This is a genomic window from Natranaeroarchaeum sulfidigenes (assembly GCF_017094485.1).
Taxonomy (GTDB): domain Archaea; phylum Halobacteriota; class Halobacteria; order Halobacteriales; family Natronoarchaeaceae; genus Natranaeroarchaeum; species Natranaeroarchaeum sulfidigenes.
The window spans coordinates 1,163,269-1,179,516 of sequence record NZ_CP064786.1 but is presented as its reverse complement, the minus strand read 5'-3'; the positions used below and the strand labels follow the sequence as shown (position 1 = coordinate 1,179,516).

Here is a 16,248-nt window from a genome sequence, read left to right as displayed (position 1 = left end):
CTTCCTACTCGCCGCCGTTGGCCGCTCCCTGAGGCATGGTTTACCGAAAATCCAGGTGCTAATGCCCCGTCCTCAAGGAGTCGTTCGAGAATCGAAGATTCTCGTGATCACGAGAGACTGCGTCTCTCGGACGACAACGCAGGGAGCAATGCGACCGAGTAGCGCAGTAGGGCGGGGATACAGCGTCCCCAGAAATCAGAGATTTCTGGTGTGCGAACGAATCGCCCCGCGATTCGTCCACGCCGTCATCGTCTCACAGATACTCTGCAACGACCGGCCCTCAGGCGGGGGTGTTCAGATAAGCTGATTCCATGCGAAGGCGAACGATCTGAGCCAGTTGTCAGCAGTTTCTGGTTCGGCGTGGCTAAAGCTATTACTAAACGAAGAAGTTCGTCGTTTTACCTCCCGAAAGATACGTTCAACACTATTCCGATTTCCTCGTTTTTCGTAACTGAAATCGAGGCCGTGTCGTGAGCAGGCTGTTTGGAGCGAGCTTGCGCCATTGACGAGAAACACCGCGTCTTCGACATCGTGTTTCTCCCGTACTGTGGCAAGAAACGACTGAGCAAGGACGGTCGTAGTAGTTGATTCAAGCTCTGTATGGAGTAATTCGTTTGTTTCCGGATCAACAGCCGCATACAGCCAGTACTGCTGTCCATTGAGTCGGATCACGGTTTCATCAACCGCAACGTGATCCGGACTTTGACCAGCTTCGGGCTGTAGATCTGCCTTGTGAACCCTGTTGTGTACGGTTGACCGAGCCCGTTTGACACCGAATACTTCGAGAATGGAAACGATATTCGAAAGTGATAGTCCAGTAAGATGGAGCTGAATACCAAGTTTCATGAGCAGTTCCGGTGTCGCTTCGCGTTCAACAAACTCTACGTCAATCTGGTCAATACTACCGATGAGGCGGGCGTTTTCGGGCATAGAACACTTTGAAAACGCACCGCCTCATCTTTCAATCCGTATCTGAACACCGCCGCCAGCCCTCCCCGTGTTTTATAACCCTCACGCAATCTCTTCCTGTATGGACAGACCTCTCGACGAGGGAAGAGCAGGCGAAGGAGACCCTCCAGCAGTGGACGATGTCGAGATGACCGAGGAGGCGACTGTTCACGATGACACCGAGCTTGAACGAACGATCGGCCTCGTCGGTGGCCTCGCGATCGGTGTCGGGACGATGATCGGTGCGGGTATCTTCGTCTTTCCCGGGCTTGCAGCGGGTGAGGCAGGCCCGGCTGCTGCTGTGTCCTTCGCGATCGGCGGCGTCGTTGCACTCCTGGTCGCCTTACCCGCGTCAGAACTGGCGACGGCGATGCCCAGAAGCGGCGGCGGCTACTACTTCATCTCCCGCGGGCTTGGATCAGTGTACGGCGCAATCGTCGGGATCAGTCTCTGGCTGGGGCTCGTGTTCGCGTCAGCCTTTTATCTCGTTGGCTTTGGCGAGTACGCCGGGGCGGCGCTAGCTGAAGTCGGCATCTCTTTGCCCGGGTCAGCGAGCATCGCTCTTGGGGTTGCATTCGGCGTTATTCTCACCGTGCTCAGCGCAACCGGGACGGAAAACGCCGCGAAGCTTCAGAACCTCATTGTCGGGTTTCTCCTCCTGATACTGTCGGTCTTTTTGACCTATGGCTCGCTTGACGCGCTGGGCGTATTCGGTGCCGAATCGGTTCCAGAGGCGTTCGCACCTCAGGGGTACTTCCCGGTCCTGACGACCGCAGCGCTTGTCTTTACGTCCTATCTCGGTTTCGCTCAGATCGCAACCGTCGCGGGGGAGATCAAATCCCCATCCCGCAATCTCCCGCTCGCGATGGTCGGCTCGGTGCTGATCGTAACCGTCTTTTACGTCGTCACTATCTTCGTCGCGACGAGCGCGGTCGGAAGTGAAGCGCTAGAAGGATTCGGTGAGACAGCGATGGTCGAGGTCGGCCGCGAGTTCTTCGGCACGGGTGGCGCGGTCGCGATCCTGCTCGCTGGGTTGCTTGCGACGTTTTCCAGCGCAAACGCATCGATCCTCAGTTCCTCGCGGGCGATCTACGCCCTGAGCAAGGACGCGTTGCTTCCCGCCAAGGCTAGCGAAATCAACCTCCGCTATGGGACACCACACATCGCGCTCGCGCTTGCGGGCGGGCCGATCGTCGTCCTGACTGCCACCGGACAGGTCGAACTGCTCGCGGAGGTCGCCTCCTTCCTCCATCTCGTCATGTATGGGCTGATCTGTATCGCGTTGATCGTACTCCGGCGGAATCCCCCGGACTGGTACGATCCCGATTACCGGATGCCCGGCTACCCGCTGTTGCCGGCAGTCGGTGCCGTCTCGAGCTTCGGTCTGATCGCGTTCATGGGCCGGGTCTCCATTGCGGTCGGCGGCATCATCATGGTGATGGCGGTCGTCTGGCACCGCTACTACGCACGCGAAGTTCGACTCAAAGGTGTACTATGAAACCCACAATCATCGTTCCGGTGCGCGTACTCGAAGGCGAAGGTATCGAACAGGGCGTCGTCGAGCTGCTGGCTAACGCTCGCGTCGTGCTGGTCGGGTATCACGTCCTGCCCGAACAGACGGCTCCCGGGCAGGCCAGAGAACAGTTCGAAGAACGAGCACAGAACCGACTCACTGATATAGCCGAGCAGTTCGAAGGGGTTGGGGCCACGGTCGAAAAGCGGATGGTCTTCACACAGGATTCCGACCAGTCGATCGACCGGGTCGCAGAGGAAGTCGACGCCGACGCGACGATGGTGCTGAACCCGGCCACCGAGATGAAAGACGTCTTGGTTGCCGTCCGTGGCGACGTCATCCTCGATCGAATCGTCGACGTTGTCGGTGGTCTCCTGCACAGGACGGACATTTCGGTTACACTCTTGCACGTCGCAACGCCGGACAGCGATATCGATGGAACCGCGCTGCTCGACGAAACCAGTGCTGTCCTGCAGGAGGCGGGCGTCTCCGACGACCGGGTCGAGTCACGGATCGAAACCTCAGGCACCCCCCTTGATCGGATCGCGGAGATCGCCAACAACTACGACGCGATCGTTCTCGGTGAGTCCAACCCGTCCGTGACGACGTTCCTGTTCGGAGAGACGAGTCAGAAGGTCGCAGAACGGTTCATGCTACCTGTCGTCAGGATTCGGCAACCGCGTGACATCGAAGACGCTGACGCTGAAATCGCCGAAGCAGCCGAGGAGGCGACAGATGACGGTGAAGACGAGATAGATGGCGAGGAGTCCGAATGAGAGCAGTCGCTATCTGCGTGGTCGAATAAAATAATCCAAAAGTTCTCTTTTCGCGTCAGTCCCGCAGCCGCTGTTTGACGTTCGCTTTGAGGTCCTCGCGGAGTTCGTCGACAGCAACCTCTTCGAGAACGGGGACGAAGAAGCCTTCCACGAGCATGTCTGTAGCCTGCTGCTCGTCGATGCCCCGGGAGGTCATGTACAGGAGCTCTTCGGCGTCGACCTGTCCGACCGTCGCGGAGTGGCTCGCTTCGGTGTCGTGGTTGTTGATGATCAGCTTCGGGGAGGCGTCGGCCTCGCTCTCGTCGCTGAGCATCAGCGTGTTCTCGCGCTGGTAGGAGCTGGTGTCCCACGCGTCGCGGCCCACGTCCTGGACGCCCTCGTAGACCGTCCGGGCGACATCGTCGATGACGCCGCGGGTCACGAGGTCGGCGGTCGTGTGCTCGCCACGGTGCCAGACCTTGACGTCGAGATCGAAGTGCTGGTCGTTGTGCCCGAAGAAGGCACCGACGATCTGGGACTCAGAGGAGTCGCCGTTGAGTTCGGTCGAGACCTCGGTCTTCGTCAGGCGTGAGCCGATATTGCCCTCGATCCAGTTGATCTTGCTGTACGTGCCAGCGTCGCCGCGCTTGAGCGTGAAGTTGTACGTCTCCTCCGAGAGGTTCTGGAGGGAGCCGTACTGAACCTGTGCGTTCTCGGCAGCGTCGATCTCGACGATCCCGCTGTAGTAGCGCTCTCCCTCAACGTGCTCGCCAGTGGATTGTCGCTCCAGAATCGTCACCGAGGAGGATTCCTCGGCGACGACCAGCGTGTAGTTGAACAGCGAACGGCTGTTCATCTCGGTCCGGATTTTCACGTCCTCTGCGTCGACGCCCTCGGGCACGTAGACGACTGTTCCGGTGCTGAAGAGAGCAGTCGAGAGCGCGGTGAGGTAGTTCTCCTGCGGGTCGACGATCGAGCCAAAGCGCTCTTCGAGGAGTTCCTCGTGTTCGGCAAGCGCCTCGCTCCACGAGAGAACGTCGACCTCGTCGGGGCCGACCTGATCTTTCGTTTCGGCGGCGTTCAGCGGATCGACGAGACTCTCGTAGTCGAGGTCCTCGAGGTTCGTCCACTTGCGGCCGGGCGTCTGGATGACCGACGGCATCGGGAGGTCATCGAGCGCCGCAAGGGCGTCGAGACGCGTCTCGAGGAGCCAGTCGGGCTCGTCGAGTTCGTCGGAGATCTGGCGAACGGTGCTTTCGTCGATTGTGGCGTGTACCTGCGTGGACATATTATCCGAGCGAACCCTCCATCTCGAGCTCGATGAGTCGGTTGAGCTCGACTGCATACTCGATCGGCAGTTCCTCCGTGATCGGCTCGATGAAGCCCGAGACGATCATCTGTTTGGCGTCGTCGTCGTCGAGACCGCGCGACTGGAGATAGAAGATATCCTCGTCACCGATCTTTCCGACGGTTGCCTCGTGGGCGACGTTGACCTTCGACTCCTCGATCTCCATGTACGGCATCGTGTCGCTGGTCGACTCGTTGTCGAACATCAGCGCGTCACACTCGACGGCAGTCGAGGAGTTCTCGGCGCCGTCGGCGATCTGGACGAGTCCGCGGTAGTTGGTGCGGCCGCCGTCTTTCGCGATGGACTTCGACTCGATGGTCGATTTCGTGTTCGGCGCGTTGTGGTAGACCTTCGCGCCAGTGTCGATGTCCTGACCCTCGCCCGCGAAGGCGATAGTGATGTGGTTATCGGTCGCGCCACGGCCCTTGAGGATCGAAGACGGATACAGCATCGTGGCCTTCGAGCCCATCGATCCGGAGATCCACTCCATGGTCCCGTTCTTCTCGACGATGGCGCGCTTGGTGTTGAGGTTGTACGTGCTTCGCGACCAGTTCTGGACCGTCGAGTACTGAACGTGAGCGTCCTCCTTGACGAACACTTCGACGCCGCCGGAGTGGAGGTTGAAGTGGGAGTACTTCGGTGCCGAACAGCCCTCGATGTAGTGGACCTCGCTGCCGGGTTCGGCCACGATGAGCGTGTGCTCGAACTGGCCCATCCCTTCGCTGTTCATGCGGAAGTACGCCTGCACCGGCATCTCGACCTGCACGTCCTCGGGGACGTAGACGAACGAACCGCCGGACCAGACTGCGCCGTGCAGCGCGGCGAACTTGTTGTCGCTCGGGGGGACACAGGAGGTCATGAAGTATTCCTTGACGATTTCGGGGTGCTCCTGGACCGCGCGGTCCATGTTCATGAAGATGACACCCTTTTCCTCCCACTGTTCTTTCATATTCTGGTAGACGACCTCGGACTCGTACTGTGCGCCGACGCCCGAGAGCGCCTCTTTTTCGGCTTCCGGGATGCCGAGTTTGTCGAAGGTGTCTTTGATTTCGTCCGGTAGGTTCTCCCAGTCGTCGGTTCCTTCACGGAGTTCGACGTCGGGACGGATGTAGGGGACGATCTTGTTGATGTCGACCTCCGAGAGGTCGGGCATCGCGGGCCAGTCAGTTGGCATCGGCATCTCCTGGAATACCTCGAGCGCGCGAAGGCGCCGCTCAAGCATCCAGTCGGGTTCGTCCTTGTCCTCGGACATCAGCCTGATCGTCTCTTCGTTCAGGCCTTTCTCCGCGGTGACTGCTGCTTTGTGTTCGTTCTTGAACGCAAAGCGGTCTTCAGTGTTGGTTTCTTTGAGGTGGTCTTGATCTGAGCTCATTGGTTTGAATTACGTCTGGTTGTTTATAGGCCTGCTTCTAGCTGGATTCGGTTACGCGGTCTCGTAGACCTGCTCACGTACCCAGTCGTACCCTTCGTCCTCGAGCTTCTCGGCCAACTCGGCGTCGCCGCTCTGGGCGATCTGACCGTCCAGCATAACGTGTACGTGGTCGGGCTCGACGTAGTCGAGGATCCGCTGGTAGTGGGTGATCTGGAGGATACCGGTTCCCTGTTCGTCGCGCAGGGCGTTGATCCCGTTCGCGACATCCTGCAGGCGATCGATATCAAGTCCGGAGTCGATCTCGTCGAGGACGGCGATCGAGGGTTCGAGGATCGCAGCCTGAAGGACCTCGTTTTGCTTCTTTTCGCCGCCGGAGAAGCCAGCATTGAGGTATCGGTGGGCGAATTTCTCGTCCATCTCTAGCTGTTCCATCTTCTCGCGGAGGATCTCCTGGAACTCAGAGACGCCAATGTCACCGTCGTCGGCAGGGCCCTCCATCGGTGAGGTTTCGTAGCCCTCGTCCTCGCTTTCGGCCTCTTCTTCGTCGTCTTCCTCGAAGAGCTCCTCGCGCTCCTCGATCTTGGCATTGAGCGCCGTTCGGAGGAAGTTCGTCATCGTGACGCCCTCGATCTCGGCCGGATACTGGAAGCCGAGGAAGATACCGAGCGCGGCGCGCTCGTTTGGTTCGAGTTCGAGGAGGTTCCACGTCCGGTCGTCCTCGTCGATCTCGATCTCGTCACCGAACTCGCCCTCCTCGAGGTGGAGCAGCACTTCGCCCTCCGTTACCTCGTAGGCGGGGTGTCCAGCGATTACCTTCGCCGTAGTGGACTTCCCGCTACCGTTGGGGCCCATCAGGGCGTGGATCTCTCCGGATTTGACTTCGAGGTCGACGCCGTCGAGGATCTTCTCGCCGTCTTCTTCCGCCACTTTCGCGTGCAGATTGTTGAGTTGAAGCGTAGCCATTGATATGTACCTCTGTCATCCGTAGGGTGGGTAGCGCCACCCATAATGGTTTCGGATTTCACGCAATCAATTATCGTTCGAGAAAAATACTTTTGCAAAATCGAAATGATTGCTCGCAAACGTTACGAGGTCGCCTGCTCGATCGCCTGATCCAGGTCGGCGATAATATCTTCGACGTCTTCCAGTCCGACCGAGATCCGTACTAGATCAGGGGTCGTGCCGCTGGCTAGCTGTTCTTCCTCGGTCAACTGCTGGTGCGTTGTACTTGCGGGGTGGATGATGAGTGTCTTGGCATCGCCGACATTCGCAAGCAAACTGGCAAGTTCCGTGGATTCGACGAGCGTCCGCCCTGCCTCTTTTCCGTCTTCCAGTCCGAAGGTGATCATCCCGCCGTACCCGCCGTCGAGGTACTCCGTCGCCTCCTCGTGGGTCTCGTGGTGTTCGAGGCCCGGATAGTTCACCCACGCGACCGCATCGTGGCCGTCGAGATACTCCGCGACGGCCATCGCGTTGTCACAGTGACGCTGGACTCGGAGTGGGAGCGTCTCCAGTTTCTGCAGGGTAACCCATGCGTCGAAGGGGGCCTGCTGGTTACCGAGGTCCCGGAGCGCTCGTGCGCGGGCGGTGTATGCGAATGCGGCGTCGCCGAACGTCTCCTTGAAGTTCATCCCGTGGTAGGCCGGGTTCTCCGCAGCGATCTCGGGGTAGCTCTCCGCGTCCCAGTCGAACGTTCCGGCGTCGATCAGTATCCCGCCGATCGTTGAACCAGAACCGTGGATCCACTTGGTCGTCGACTCCCAGATCAGGTCTGCACCGTGTTCGATCGGATTGCAGAGATACGGCGTTGCGAAGGTGTTGTCGACGAACAACGGCGCACCATTGTCATGAGCTATCTCCGCGATCCGCTCGATGTCCGGCGTTACGAGCGCGGGGTTGCCGATCGTCTCCAGATGGACGTAGGCGGTGTCCTCGTCGATCGCCTCCTCGTAGGCGTCGTAATCCAGCGTATCCACGAACCGTGCTTCGACGTTTCGGCGCGGCGCGGTGTGGGTAAAGTAAGTGTAGGTCCCGCCGTACAACGAGGAGGAGGTCACGATATTGTCTCCCGCCGATGCGAGCGTGAACGTCGCCAGATCGAGCGCTGCCATTCCACTGGAAGTCGCGATCGCAGCAATTCCACCTTCTAGCGCGGCGAGCCGGCCTTCCAGCATCCCGTTGGTCGGGTTCATGATCCGGCTGTAGATGTTGCCGGGCTCTTCGAGCGCGAACAGCGATGCGGCGTGTTCGGCATCGTCGAAGACGTAGGATGTCGTCTGGTAGATCGGCGGCGCTCTCGCACCTGTCGACTTGTCGGGGGCCTGTCCCGCGTGTACGCTGTCAGTAAAGAAGCCGTAGTCGTTATCGGACATACGTCGATCCGTTGTTTCCCACGGGATATAAAAGCACGCGGCCGCCCTCGACGCCACGGACTGACACTGTGTGCGTCTCACCTGGTGGAGTGACCAGTCGGAGAAGTCGCTGAATAGCCCGTCTGTAACGAGTACGCCAGCAGTACGAATCCGGCAGCGATAGCGAGACTCTGTAGCGCAACGGCCTCCAGCAGCGCCAGCAGTCCAAGCTGGTGTCCGCCAAGACTGACCAGTGTCCCGACGGTACACACACCGAACGCAACCGCCAGCGCTTTGAGCTGTTTCGATCTCGTTCTGGTGTAGGCCCGATAGGCAAAGACGGTAATTGCGCCTCCGAAGACGGAGATGACTGTATGTGCACCGACGATGATAGCCGAGATCCTATCCATTGGCGGTCACCCCGGCAGTCGTGGGTGTCGTGCCCTTACACTGGTCGGAAAGTAGTGACCGACCCGCTGTGTCTGTTGTGTCCATCATGTTGCACCTATGTGAAGAAGAACAAGAATCCAACATTATTAATCAACAGTTATGTTCTCAGCGAGTGAGAATGAGCCCGTCAAGAGTCTTGGGCCGTACGACCTGAAGGCTCCGCTGTGGGCTGGTCGTCCAGCTCCGAGACGAACTCTTTGATAATCTTCCCCTCTGCACGGTGTAGCGTCTCGCTGCACGTCGATTTTGCGATACCGACCCCCTCGGCGAGCTCCGTCATCGAACACTCGCGGGGCGTGTCGTAGTAGCCCCGTGACGTTGCCTCCTGTATCAGCTCCTGTTGCCGGCTGGTGAGCAACTGTTCCCTGTCGACGCGTGGCTTGACGGATTCGACCTCGAACTCCAGTCCAAACGCGTCGAGTTGGTTGCTGAGTATGGAAAGACGGTCCGGTGAGGCTGTCACCTCGATGGTCGCGACACCGTCCTTGATATCGATCGGCAGCTCTATCGGTACGCCCGATTCCTGAGCCGAAAACAGGAGCAACGGTCTCGTTGTCTCGAACTGAACGAGCACCTGGCTTTCCGAGCCTTGCAACAGTTCGACCGAGGTCAGTGCATCGTGGTTACTCATCCGTTCGAGCACCTCTCCGAGACCCCCACCGGAGACGCGAACGAGACCGAACCCCTTCCGGTCGCCGGGCATCGCTGCGAGAACACGAAAGCGGGCATCGGGGACGGCCGAGGAGATATCCTTGATCCACGTCCCGTCCGGTAGCGTGACCGTTAGTTTTGTCTGTGTCATAGTGGTGGCTCCAGAAGGGATCCAGGTAGCGGTCGGTTCACGTCTCTTGTACGGATGCGAGAGAGGGCTGGACCGGACTGCTTCATCATATCCGGTCATTGTGGCCCAGTGACGGTAGGTGCTATGCTGTATCAGTAGAGTATTTTAAGTACCGAACTGGTTCGGGAGTCACTCCGAGAATAGATCCTCGACGAGCTTCGACTGGGCGACACGGAGCCGCTGTGACAGCGCGGATTTCGAGATATCCAACTCGTCAGCCATCGTCGCGAGATCGACGCTCCGATCCGTGTCGTAATATCCGCGCGAAACGGCGAGTTCGAGTGCTTCCCGTTGCTTGCTCGTTAGCTTCGAGAGGTCGAATGTGACGGTGTCACGTCCGTCCTCACCAGCAACCGTCAAGCGGTGTAACGAGACGCTGTCCGCGATCTCACCGAGCGATCTGATGAGTTCGCTTACTGTCTCTCGCCCGTCGACGTACGTGCGAGCGACTACAAGGTCGTCATCGATACTACAGATCTGCGGGACACAGCTGTGACGCTGAAAGGTGCTACAAAAGCAGTCGGATTCGATCGTCCCCGACGCCTGAACGATCGCCGTACAGCCCTGCTCGTCGGTCACTCGGATGTCGCAGTGACAACACCCGTCGATGGCGTTGATTCGCATGTCTTCGATCGTCCCTTCGATGTCGTTGATCGGACAGAGCAAGGAACCATCTCGATGTACGGAAAGCTCCACCTGTAACACCCGCCCGGAAGCGGCGTCAGTAAACTCCTGTCGGGTGGAGCCAGGTCGTGACATTGCCCGACGGTACGGTCCGGAGAGGAAAGTATTTTGAGATTGTCAGAGCCTCCATTCGTAATCGTAACGGGTGTCGGTTCAGGGTGCTCTTGATGAGCCCCAAAACAGTGGCGTTGCTGGCATTGACGCAACCTATAATAATTTCATTTTACAAATTTGGGAATGGAGAACAGTTATATATTCGTGTCCGGGCTACATCAGTTCGATGCAGTCTACAGACCCACGCGCGCCGCGACGAACGAGCCGTCGCGACGTCCTCGCCACGACTGGCGCACTCTTTACCTCGGCGTCGGTGGCAGGCTGTCTGGGCGGCGGTTCAAGCCACGTTAGGGTGCTCTCCGCGGGGAGCCTCGCCCGGACGTTCGAGGATCACATCGGACCGGCGTTCGCCGACCAGACGGGCATTGACGTTCACGGCGAGTACTACGGGGCAAACGCAGTAATGCGGATGGTCGAAGATCGGACGAAACATCCGGATGTAATCGTAAGCGCTGACGCAACACTGTTACGCGATCGGCTCTACGACGAGGTCACGGACTGGGACGTCGAGTTCGCATCCAACAGCGTCGGGATCGGGTACAACGAACAGACCGCCTTCGGGACCCGACTCGAAGACGGTGTGCCGTGGTACGAGGCGGCCCTCGATACCGAGCCAGGGGACCTTTCGATCGGCGATCCGAATCTCGATCCGCTGGGATACCGGGCCGTACAGGCGTTCGAGCTGGCGGGGCGCAGGTACGATCTGGAGGAGTTTCGGGATCGAATGCTGGAACTGACCTATCGGGAGCCGGAGGAGCCCCAGATGATGGCTGGGGTCGAAAGCGGGTCGCGCGCCGGATCAGTCGTGTATCGGAATATGGCGGTCGATCACGACATGCCGTTTCACGAGTTCCCGGAGGAGTACAACTTCGCAGATCCCGAGCTTGCAGACCACTACGCAACAGTCGAGTTCACGACCGACGAGGAGGGATACACGGCTGAAGGGCGTCCGATCCTCTACAATGTGACGGTCCACGATGAGGCTGATGCCCCCGAAGCCGGACACGAGCTCGTCGAATTCCTCGCCGATACCCCCGACCTGCTGGAGCATGCCGGGCTAACTGTCGGCGATGCGCTCCCACGACCGGCTGGAGCAATCCCGGAGGTGCTGGAGCTGTGACGCTTGCGAACACCACCGGTTCCCGCTGGAGCGACCATTTCTCTGGACTGCTCGTTCCCGGTCTGCTCGGCGGACTCCTCGTCGTCTACTTCGCAGTCCCGTTTCTCGCCTTTCTCGTTCGTACCGGGTCAGTCGACGTCCTCGCCGGACTCTCGACTCCGGAGGCTCGGACGGCGATCCGAAACTCGCTGCTCACCGCGCCTGTTGCCACGCTGATCGCGACTGTGTTTGGCGTCCCGCTCGCGTACGTCCTCGCGCGACGATCGTTCCCCGGAAAACGTCTGGTCGAGGCGCTCGTGATACTCCCGCTGATCGTTCCACCAGTTGTCGGTGGAGCAATGCTCCTGACAGCTGTTGGACGGTTCACGCCGATCGGTGCCGCCGCAACGGCGGCCGGTGTCCCCCTGACTGATAGCCTCATCGGGGTCGTGCTGGCACAGACGTTCGTCGCCGCTCCCTTCGTCGTTATCACCGCCCGCTCGGGCTTTGCCGCAGTCGACGAACGCCTCGAACAGTCCTCTCGGTCGCTCGGCCACGGTCCGCTTGCGACGTTCTGGAACGTCTCCTTGCCGCTCGCTCGGGGCGCAATCGTCGCCGGTATCGTCCTGACCTTCGCACGTGCAATCGGCGAGTTCGGCGCGACGATGATGGTGGCGTACAACCCACGGACGATGCCGACACGGATCTGGGTCGAGTTCATCGCCGGCGGGATCGATGCAATTCTTCCGGTTGCCCTTGCGCTCTTTGGGATCACGCTTGCCGTCCTCGCCGCGGTACAGTACGTGGGCCGCGTCCCCACGGTGATCGACCGATGACACTGGTTGTCGACGAGCTATCGAAGCGCTACGGGAACGAGCTCGCACTCGACGACGTTTCGCTCTCCGTCGATTCCAGTGAGCTAGTCGGGGTGCTCGGCCCGAGTGGCTGTGGCAAGACCACCCTCGTCCAGACGATCGCCGGTCACCTCTCCCCGAGCGCAGGAACTGTCACCCTGCGCGGCGAGGCCGTCACCGAGCGCCCCCCAGAGCACCGACAGGTGGGCGTCGTCTTTCAGCAGTCCACACTGTTTCCTCACATGACTGTGGCGGAAAACGTTGCGTATGGGCTCGAAGCGACCGGGATGGGGACCGACCGGCGTGACGAGCGTGTCAGAGAATACCTCGATCTGGTCGGTCTCGATGGTCGGGACGGAGCGTACCCCGACGAGTTGAGCGGTGGTCAGCAACGGCGGGTCGAACTCGCCCGCGCGCTTGCCCCCCAACCGGACGTCCTGCTGCTCGACGAGCCGCTGTCCGCGCTGGATCGCTCCCTTCGAACGCGGCTCCGCGACGAGATCGGACGCATTCAGCGCCAGACCGGCGTGACGACGATCTTCGTCACGCACGATCAGGAAGAAGCGATGGCGCTCGCCGACCGACTGGTTGTCATGCATGACGGGCAAGTTGCGGGGATCGGTCAGCCTCGGCAGCTATACGAATCGCCACCGAACACTTTTGTCGCCGGGTTCCTCGGCCGGACGAACACCCTCACCGGATCGATCGATGGCGAGGGTCCGGCTACCCTTTCCACTGCCGGTGCGTCACTGAACATCGATCGAGTGACCACATCCGACGCCACACGCGCTGTCACCGTCAACGTTCGCCCTCGGCACCTCTCATTCCGCCCCAGAGAGAACGGCGAGGACACGGATGCGTGTTCGGCGGGAGGGACAGCAGTGTTTACCGTAACGGTCAGTGGAGTCATCGATCGTGGAACGAAATACGATATCGTCTGTCGGACTGATGGAACCGACGAGTTGATCGTCGAGTGCCGGTCGGAGCCCCCGGCTGTCGGCACGTCGTGGGGGCTCTCGATTCCCGCGGAGGATCTGCTCGTGTTCGACGCGGAGACTGGTGAACGGATACCGATAGCTGTAAGTGGTCCAGATCGACCCGCTGACGGTCAATCCGAGGGCGCTGGAGGGGCCGCCGAGGAGGACGCTCTCTCCTCCGACGTCAGATAACACTGGGGATCGGGCGCGAATGGGTCGTCGTGGATCGCCAGTGCGCGCAGTCTGGACCCACCACGACAGATCTCCTGATACTGACAGTTCGAACAACGGCCCTTCAGGTGGTCAGTGCGCTCGCGCAGTCGGGCGAGGAGGGGATTTGACTCGTCCTCCCAGATCGCGCCGAACGGCCGGTCGCGGACGTTACCGAGACTGTAGCCCTGCCAGAACTGCGTGAGGTGAACGTTCCCCTGATAGTCGACATCGGCGATGCGCTCGCCAGCCGGATCACCGCCGTTGCGCCGCAGGTATCGGTAGATGCGGTCGGCCTGAGCCTCTCCCAGTTCCTCGCGGGCGTACTCGACGAGAAATCCAGCATCGGCGTAGTTGCCGACGAGCAGCGTTTCGATCTCCTCGCCCCGATCGTGATACTCGCGAGTCATGTCACAGAGCCGTCGAACTGCCTCACGTCGCTTCTCGGGCGTGAGATCGACGTCACTGATCTCCGCACCGCGTCCACCGTAATCGAGGTGATAGAAACAGAACCGGTCGACGCCCTCGTCGCTGAGCAGGTCGACGACACCTTCGAGATCCGGCGCGTTCATCTCGGTGATCGTGTAGCGTAATCCGGTCTTCAGGCCGACGTCCTGACAGGCATGGATTCCGTTGAGCGCTGCCTCGAACGCGCCTTCCTGCCCGCGGAACCGGTCGTTGCGTTCCGGGAGTCCATCGACGGAAATCCCGGCGTACTTCAACCCGGCGTCGCGCAACTCGCGTGCTCGCTCCCGATTGAGTAGCGTTCCGTTCGTCGAGAGGACCGGACGGATCCCCTGATCGTCCGCATAGGAGACGAGTTCGGTCAGATCCTCACGTACCATCGGCTCCCCGCCGGAAAACAGAACTACCGGTGCGCCGTACTCCGCGAGATCGTCGAGCAGATCCTTTCCCTCCTCGGTCGTCAACTCGCCGGCGGCGGCGGCCGACTCCGCACCAGCATAACAGTGCGAGCAGTACAGATTGCACTGTTTGGTCGTGTTCCAGACGACGACCGGACGTCGCTGTTTCTCTTCGGTAATCTGGGGTTTGTCGGACTCCTCGGCAGCGTCGTACCGCAGCCCGTCGCCCTCGGCATCGAGATCACAGAGGAGTTTGCTGATCGAGATCATCTCAGAACTCGTGGGTTCGCGGTTCGGTTCCGTCTTCGGGCGTGGCGTCCTCACCTTTCGGCCCGAGCGAGTGCGTCGAGAACCGGTGCATCTCCTCGGCTGGACAGATCCAGACATCGCTCGCAAACCACCCGAACAGTTTGCTGGCGTGCTCGTGAGCTGCCTCCGCCGTCGCGGCACTGACGCTCCCGACGTGAGTCATTTTGGCGTCCTCATCGTTCCGGAGGAATAGCTCCCACTCCGCCAGATCGTCGCCACGGGACTCGTCATCGATCCGCGCCCGTGACGCTTTCTCTACCTGTGTGGATCCCTCGCTCATACCGTTCGGTCTGTTACTGGGATATAAATCCAACGTGCCAGTTTTCAGATGCTGGGAATCGACATCCAGTACATGACTGGTTCGGGAGTACAGTCGCTAACTTCGGGGCGGACTATCGACCATGCATATCAATACCGATACACGACCGCTCGTGCTGATCTGGGAGCTGACACAGGCCTGTGACCTGGCCTGTGATCATTGTCGTGCCGACGCAGTCCCGGATCGCCATCCAGAGGAACTGACGACCGCAGAGGCGAAATCGTTGCTCGATGACGCGCGCGAATTCGGTGAGGGACAGCTCGTCGTCTTTTCGGGTGGCGACCCGCTCAAGCGTGACGATCTGATCGAACTCGTTGAGTACGGGACCGAGATCGGTCTGAACGTCACGCTGACGCCGAGCGGGACGGCTTCACTGACGAGGGACCGGATCGACAGGCTCGCCGATGCTGGCTTGCGTCGGATGGCGTTGAGTATCGATGGCCCATCCCCGGATGCACACGACTCGTTCCGCGGTGAAGCTGGAAGTTACACGGACACGATCGCTGCCGCCCGAATGGCCACCGATGCCGGAATCCCGTTGCAGGTCAACTCCACCGTCTGTCAGCGGACGGTTGGAGGGCTCCCGGGACTTCGCGATGTCGTCCGTGATCTCGGTGCAGTGCTCTGGAGCGTCTTCTTTCTTGTTCCCATCGGGAGAGGTACGGCACTCTCGCCGATCAGCCCGGAGCGTTCTGAGTCCGTGATGGAGTGGCTGCAGACGGTCGCTGACGAGGAGCCCTTTGGGGTCAAAACGACCGAAGCACCACACTACCGACGCGTCGGTATCCAGCGGCGAGAGGACGAGGGGACTGACGCGACAGGCAGCCGGAGTCGCTCAATGGGTATCACCGCGGGCGATGGGTTCGCGTTCGTCAGTCACACTGGCGAGCTGTTCCCCTCGGGCTTTCTCCCGAAGTCCGCAGGAAACGTCCGCGAACACTCCGTTGTCGACCTCTACCGGACTGCTGATCTCTTTGAACGACTTCGCGATCCGGATGCTCTGACCGGAAAGTGTGGGGCGTGTCCATACCGGACGGTCTGCGGCGGAAGTCGTTCGCGAGCCTTTGCAACGACTGGCGACCCTCTGGGCAGCGATCCGTTGTGTCCGTACGTACCGGAGGGGTACGACGGCCCGCTGCCGGCGGACGGGTAGCAAAGCTATCGGGAATCGGAAAGAGAGGTGGCCGCTCCGGAGAGCCCAGCCCCGGACCGGCGTGGAAGGGAGAACGAACGTGGCGGAT

General features: G+C 60.3%; 16 protein-coding genes. 6 read left to right on the top strand and 10 right to left on the bottom strand.

The annotated features are described in order from the left end of the window. Positions 1-294: 294 nt before the first annotated feature. Complete coding sequence (locus tag AArcS_RS06175; protein ID WP_238479608.1) at positions 295-930, bottom strand: IS6 family transposase; 636 nt, start codon at positions 928-930, stop codon at positions 295-297. Positions 931-1,030: 100 nt separating this feature from the next. On the opposite strand from AArcS_RS06175, the gene AArcS_RS06170 reads away from it, so the two are divergent. Further along, positions 1,031-2,446 (top strand): APC family permease, encoded by a 1,416-nt coding sequence (locus AArcS_RS06170; RefSeq protein WP_238479607.1) that lies wholly within the window; start codon positions 1,031-1,033, stop codon positions 2,444-2,446. Next, the gene (locus AArcS_RS06165) at positions 2,443-3,237 is read left to right on the top strand and encodes a universal stress protein (RefSeq protein ID WP_238479606.1); all 795 of its coding nucleotides are present in this window, start codon (positions 2,443-2,445) and stop codon (positions 3,235-3,237) included. Before AArcS_RS06170 ends, AArcS_RS06165 begins: the two co-directional genes overlap by 4 nt. A gap of 55 nt (positions 3,238-3,292) precedes the next feature. On the opposite strand, the gene sufD is transcribed toward AArcS_RS06165, so the two are convergent. The 7 genes from sufD to AArcS_RS06130 form a co-directional block, all read right to left on the bottom strand. Then, positions 3,293-4,504 (bottom strand): Fe-S cluster assembly protein SufD, encoded by a 1,212-nt coding sequence (gene sufD / locus AArcS_RS06160; protein WP_238479605.1) that lies wholly within the window; start codon positions 4,502-4,504, stop codon positions 3,293-3,295. 1 nt (position 4,505) lies between these two features. After that, entirely contained in the window at positions 4,506-5,936 is a 1,431-nt protein-coding gene (gene sufB / locus AArcS_RS06155; protein ID WP_238479604.1) for a Fe-S cluster assembly protein SufB, read from the bottom strand. Positions 5,937-5,987: 51 nt separating this feature from the next. Then, complete coding sequence (locus AArcS_RS06150) at positions 5,988-6,899, bottom strand: ABC transporter ATP-binding protein (RefSeq protein ID WP_238479603.1); 912 nt, start codon at positions 6,897-6,899, stop codon at positions 5,988-5,990. A 122-nt stretch (positions 6,900-7,021) separates the two neighbouring features. Further along, a complete protein-coding gene (locus AArcS_RS06145; RefSeq protein WP_238479602.1) occupies positions 7,022-8,308 on the bottom strand; it encodes an O-acetylhomoserine aminocarboxypropyltransferase/cysteine synthase family protein in 1,287 nt (428 codons plus the stop codon). 77 nt (positions 8,309-8,385) lie between these two features. After that, complete coding sequence (locus tag AArcS_RS06140) at positions 8,386-8,697, bottom strand: DUF7521 family protein (protein WP_238479601.1); 312 nt, start codon at positions 8,695-8,697, stop codon at positions 8,386-8,388. A gap of 167 nt (positions 8,698-8,864) precedes the next feature. Beyond that, the gene (locus tag AArcS_RS06135; RefSeq protein ID WP_238479600.1) at positions 8,865-9,539 is read right to left on the bottom strand and encodes a helix-turn-helix domain-containing protein; all 675 of its coding nucleotides are present in this window, start codon (positions 9,537-9,539) and stop codon (positions 8,865-8,867) included. Positions 9,540-9,707: 168 nt separating this feature from the next. Further along, entirely contained in the window at positions 9,708-10,337 is a 630-nt protein-coding gene (locus tag AArcS_RS06130; protein WP_238479599.1) for a helix-turn-helix domain-containing protein, read from the bottom strand. Positions 10,338-10,542: 205 nt separating this feature from the next. Here AArcS_RS06130 and AArcS_RS06125 point away from each other — a divergent pair, with 205 nt between their 5' ends. From AArcS_RS06125 to AArcS_RS06115, 3 genes are read left to right on the top strand one after another with little or no spacing between them, the layout of a single operon-like run. Then, positions 10,543-11,496, top strand: coding sequence for an extracellular solute-binding protein (locus AArcS_RS06125; protein WP_238479598.1), 954 nt, complete (start codon positions 10,543-10,545; stop codon positions 11,494-11,496). Further along, positions 11,493-12,311, top strand: a complete 819-nt coding sequence (locus AArcS_RS06120; RefSeq protein WP_238479597.1) for an ABC transporter permease — start codon at positions 11,493-11,495, stop codon at positions 12,309-12,311. The genes AArcS_RS06125 and AArcS_RS06120 overlap by 4 nt, the downstream gene beginning before the upstream one ends. Continuing rightward, a complete protein-coding gene (locus AArcS_RS06115) occupies positions 12,308-13,498 on the top strand; it encodes an ABC transporter ATP-binding protein (protein WP_238479596.1) in 1,191 nt (396 codons plus the stop codon). Before AArcS_RS06120 ends, AArcS_RS06115 begins: the two co-directional genes overlap by 4 nt. Here AArcS_RS06115 and AArcS_RS06110 read toward each other — a convergent pair. Then, complete coding sequence (locus tag AArcS_RS06110) at positions 13,438-14,649, bottom strand: TIGR04347 family pseudo-SAM/SPASM protein (RefSeq protein WP_238479595.1); 1,212 nt, start codon at positions 14,647-14,649, stop codon at positions 13,438-13,440. The two genes, AArcS_RS06115 and AArcS_RS06110, sit on opposite strands and share 61 nt — an antisense overlap. A 1-nt stretch (position 14,650) precedes the next feature. After that, complete coding sequence (locus tag AArcS_RS06105) at positions 14,651-14,968, bottom strand: Htur_1727 family rSAM-partnered candidate RiPP (RefSeq protein WP_238479594.1); 318 nt, start codon at positions 14,966-14,968, stop codon at positions 14,651-14,653. A gap of 121 nt (positions 14,969-15,089) precedes the next feature. On the opposite strand from AArcS_RS06105, the gene AArcS_RS06100 reads away from it, so the two are divergent. Next, positions 15,090-16,160 carry a radical SAM protein gene (locus tag AArcS_RS06100; RefSeq protein WP_238479593.1) on the top strand — a complete coding sequence of 357 codons (1,071 nt, stop codon included), beginning with the start codon at positions 15,090-15,092 and terminating at the stop codon, positions 16,158-16,160. Positions 16,161-16,248: the final 88 nt, after the last annotated feature.

What these genes read in the sequence shown, in the direction of transcription:
- AArcS_RS06175 (WP_238479608.1), bottom strand. Translation starts at nt 930, where the DNA reads ATGCCCGAAAACGCCCGCCTCATCGGTAGTATTGACCAGATTGACGTA.
- AArcS_RS06170 (WP_238479607.1), top strand. Translation starts at nt 1,031, where the DNA reads ATGGACAGACCTCTCGACGAGGGAAGAGCAGGCGAAGGAGACCCTCCA.
- AArcS_RS06165 (WP_238479606.1), top strand. Translation starts at nt 2,443, where the DNA reads ATGAAACCCACAATCATCGTTCCGGTGCGCGTACTCGAAGGCGAAGGT.
- sufD (WP_238479605.1), bottom strand. Translation starts at nt 4,504, where the DNA reads ATGTCCACGCAGGTACACGCCACAATCGACGAAAGCACCGTTCGCCAG.
- sufB (WP_238479604.1), bottom strand. Translation starts at nt 5,936, where the DNA reads ATGAGCTCAGATCAAGACCACCTCAAAGAAACCAACACTGAAGACCGC.
- AArcS_RS06150 (WP_238479603.1), bottom strand. Translation starts at nt 6,899, where the DNA reads ATGGCTACGCTTCAACTCAACAATCTGCACGCGAAAGTGGCGGAAGAA.
- AArcS_RS06145 (WP_238479602.1), bottom strand. Translation starts at nt 8,308, where the DNA reads ATGTCCGATAACGACTACGGCTTCTTTACTGACAGCGTACACGCGGGA.
- AArcS_RS06140 (WP_238479601.1), bottom strand. Translation starts at nt 8,697, where the DNA reads ATGGATAGGATCTCGGCTATCATCGTCGGTGCACATACAGTCATCTCC.
- AArcS_RS06135 (WP_238479600.1), bottom strand. Translation starts at nt 9,539, where the DNA reads ATGACACAGACAAAACTAACGGTCACGCTACCGGACGGGACGTGGATC.
- AArcS_RS06130 (WP_238479599.1), bottom strand. Translation starts at nt 10,337, where the DNA reads ATGTCACGACCTGGCTCCACCCGACAGGAGTTTACTGACGCCGCTTCC.
- AArcS_RS06125 (WP_238479598.1), top strand. Translation starts at nt 10,543, where the DNA reads ATGCAGTCTACAGACCCACGCGCGCCGCGACGAACGAGCCGTCGCGAC.
- AArcS_RS06115 (WP_238479596.1), top strand. Translation starts at nt 12,308, where the DNA reads ATGACACTGGTTGTCGACGAGCTATCGAAGCGCTACGGGAACGAGCTC.
- AArcS_RS06110 (WP_238479595.1), bottom strand. Translation starts at nt 14,649, where the DNA reads ATGATCTCGATCAGCAAACTCCTCTGTGATCTCGATGCCGAGGGCGAC.
- AArcS_RS06105 (WP_238479594.1), bottom strand. Translation starts at nt 14,968, where the DNA reads ATGAGCGAGGGATCCACACAGGTAGAGAAAGCGTCACGGGCGCGGATC.
- AArcS_RS06100 (WP_238479593.1), top strand. Translation starts at nt 15,090, where the DNA reads ATGCATATCAATACCGATACACGACCGCTCGTGCTGATCTGGGAGCTG.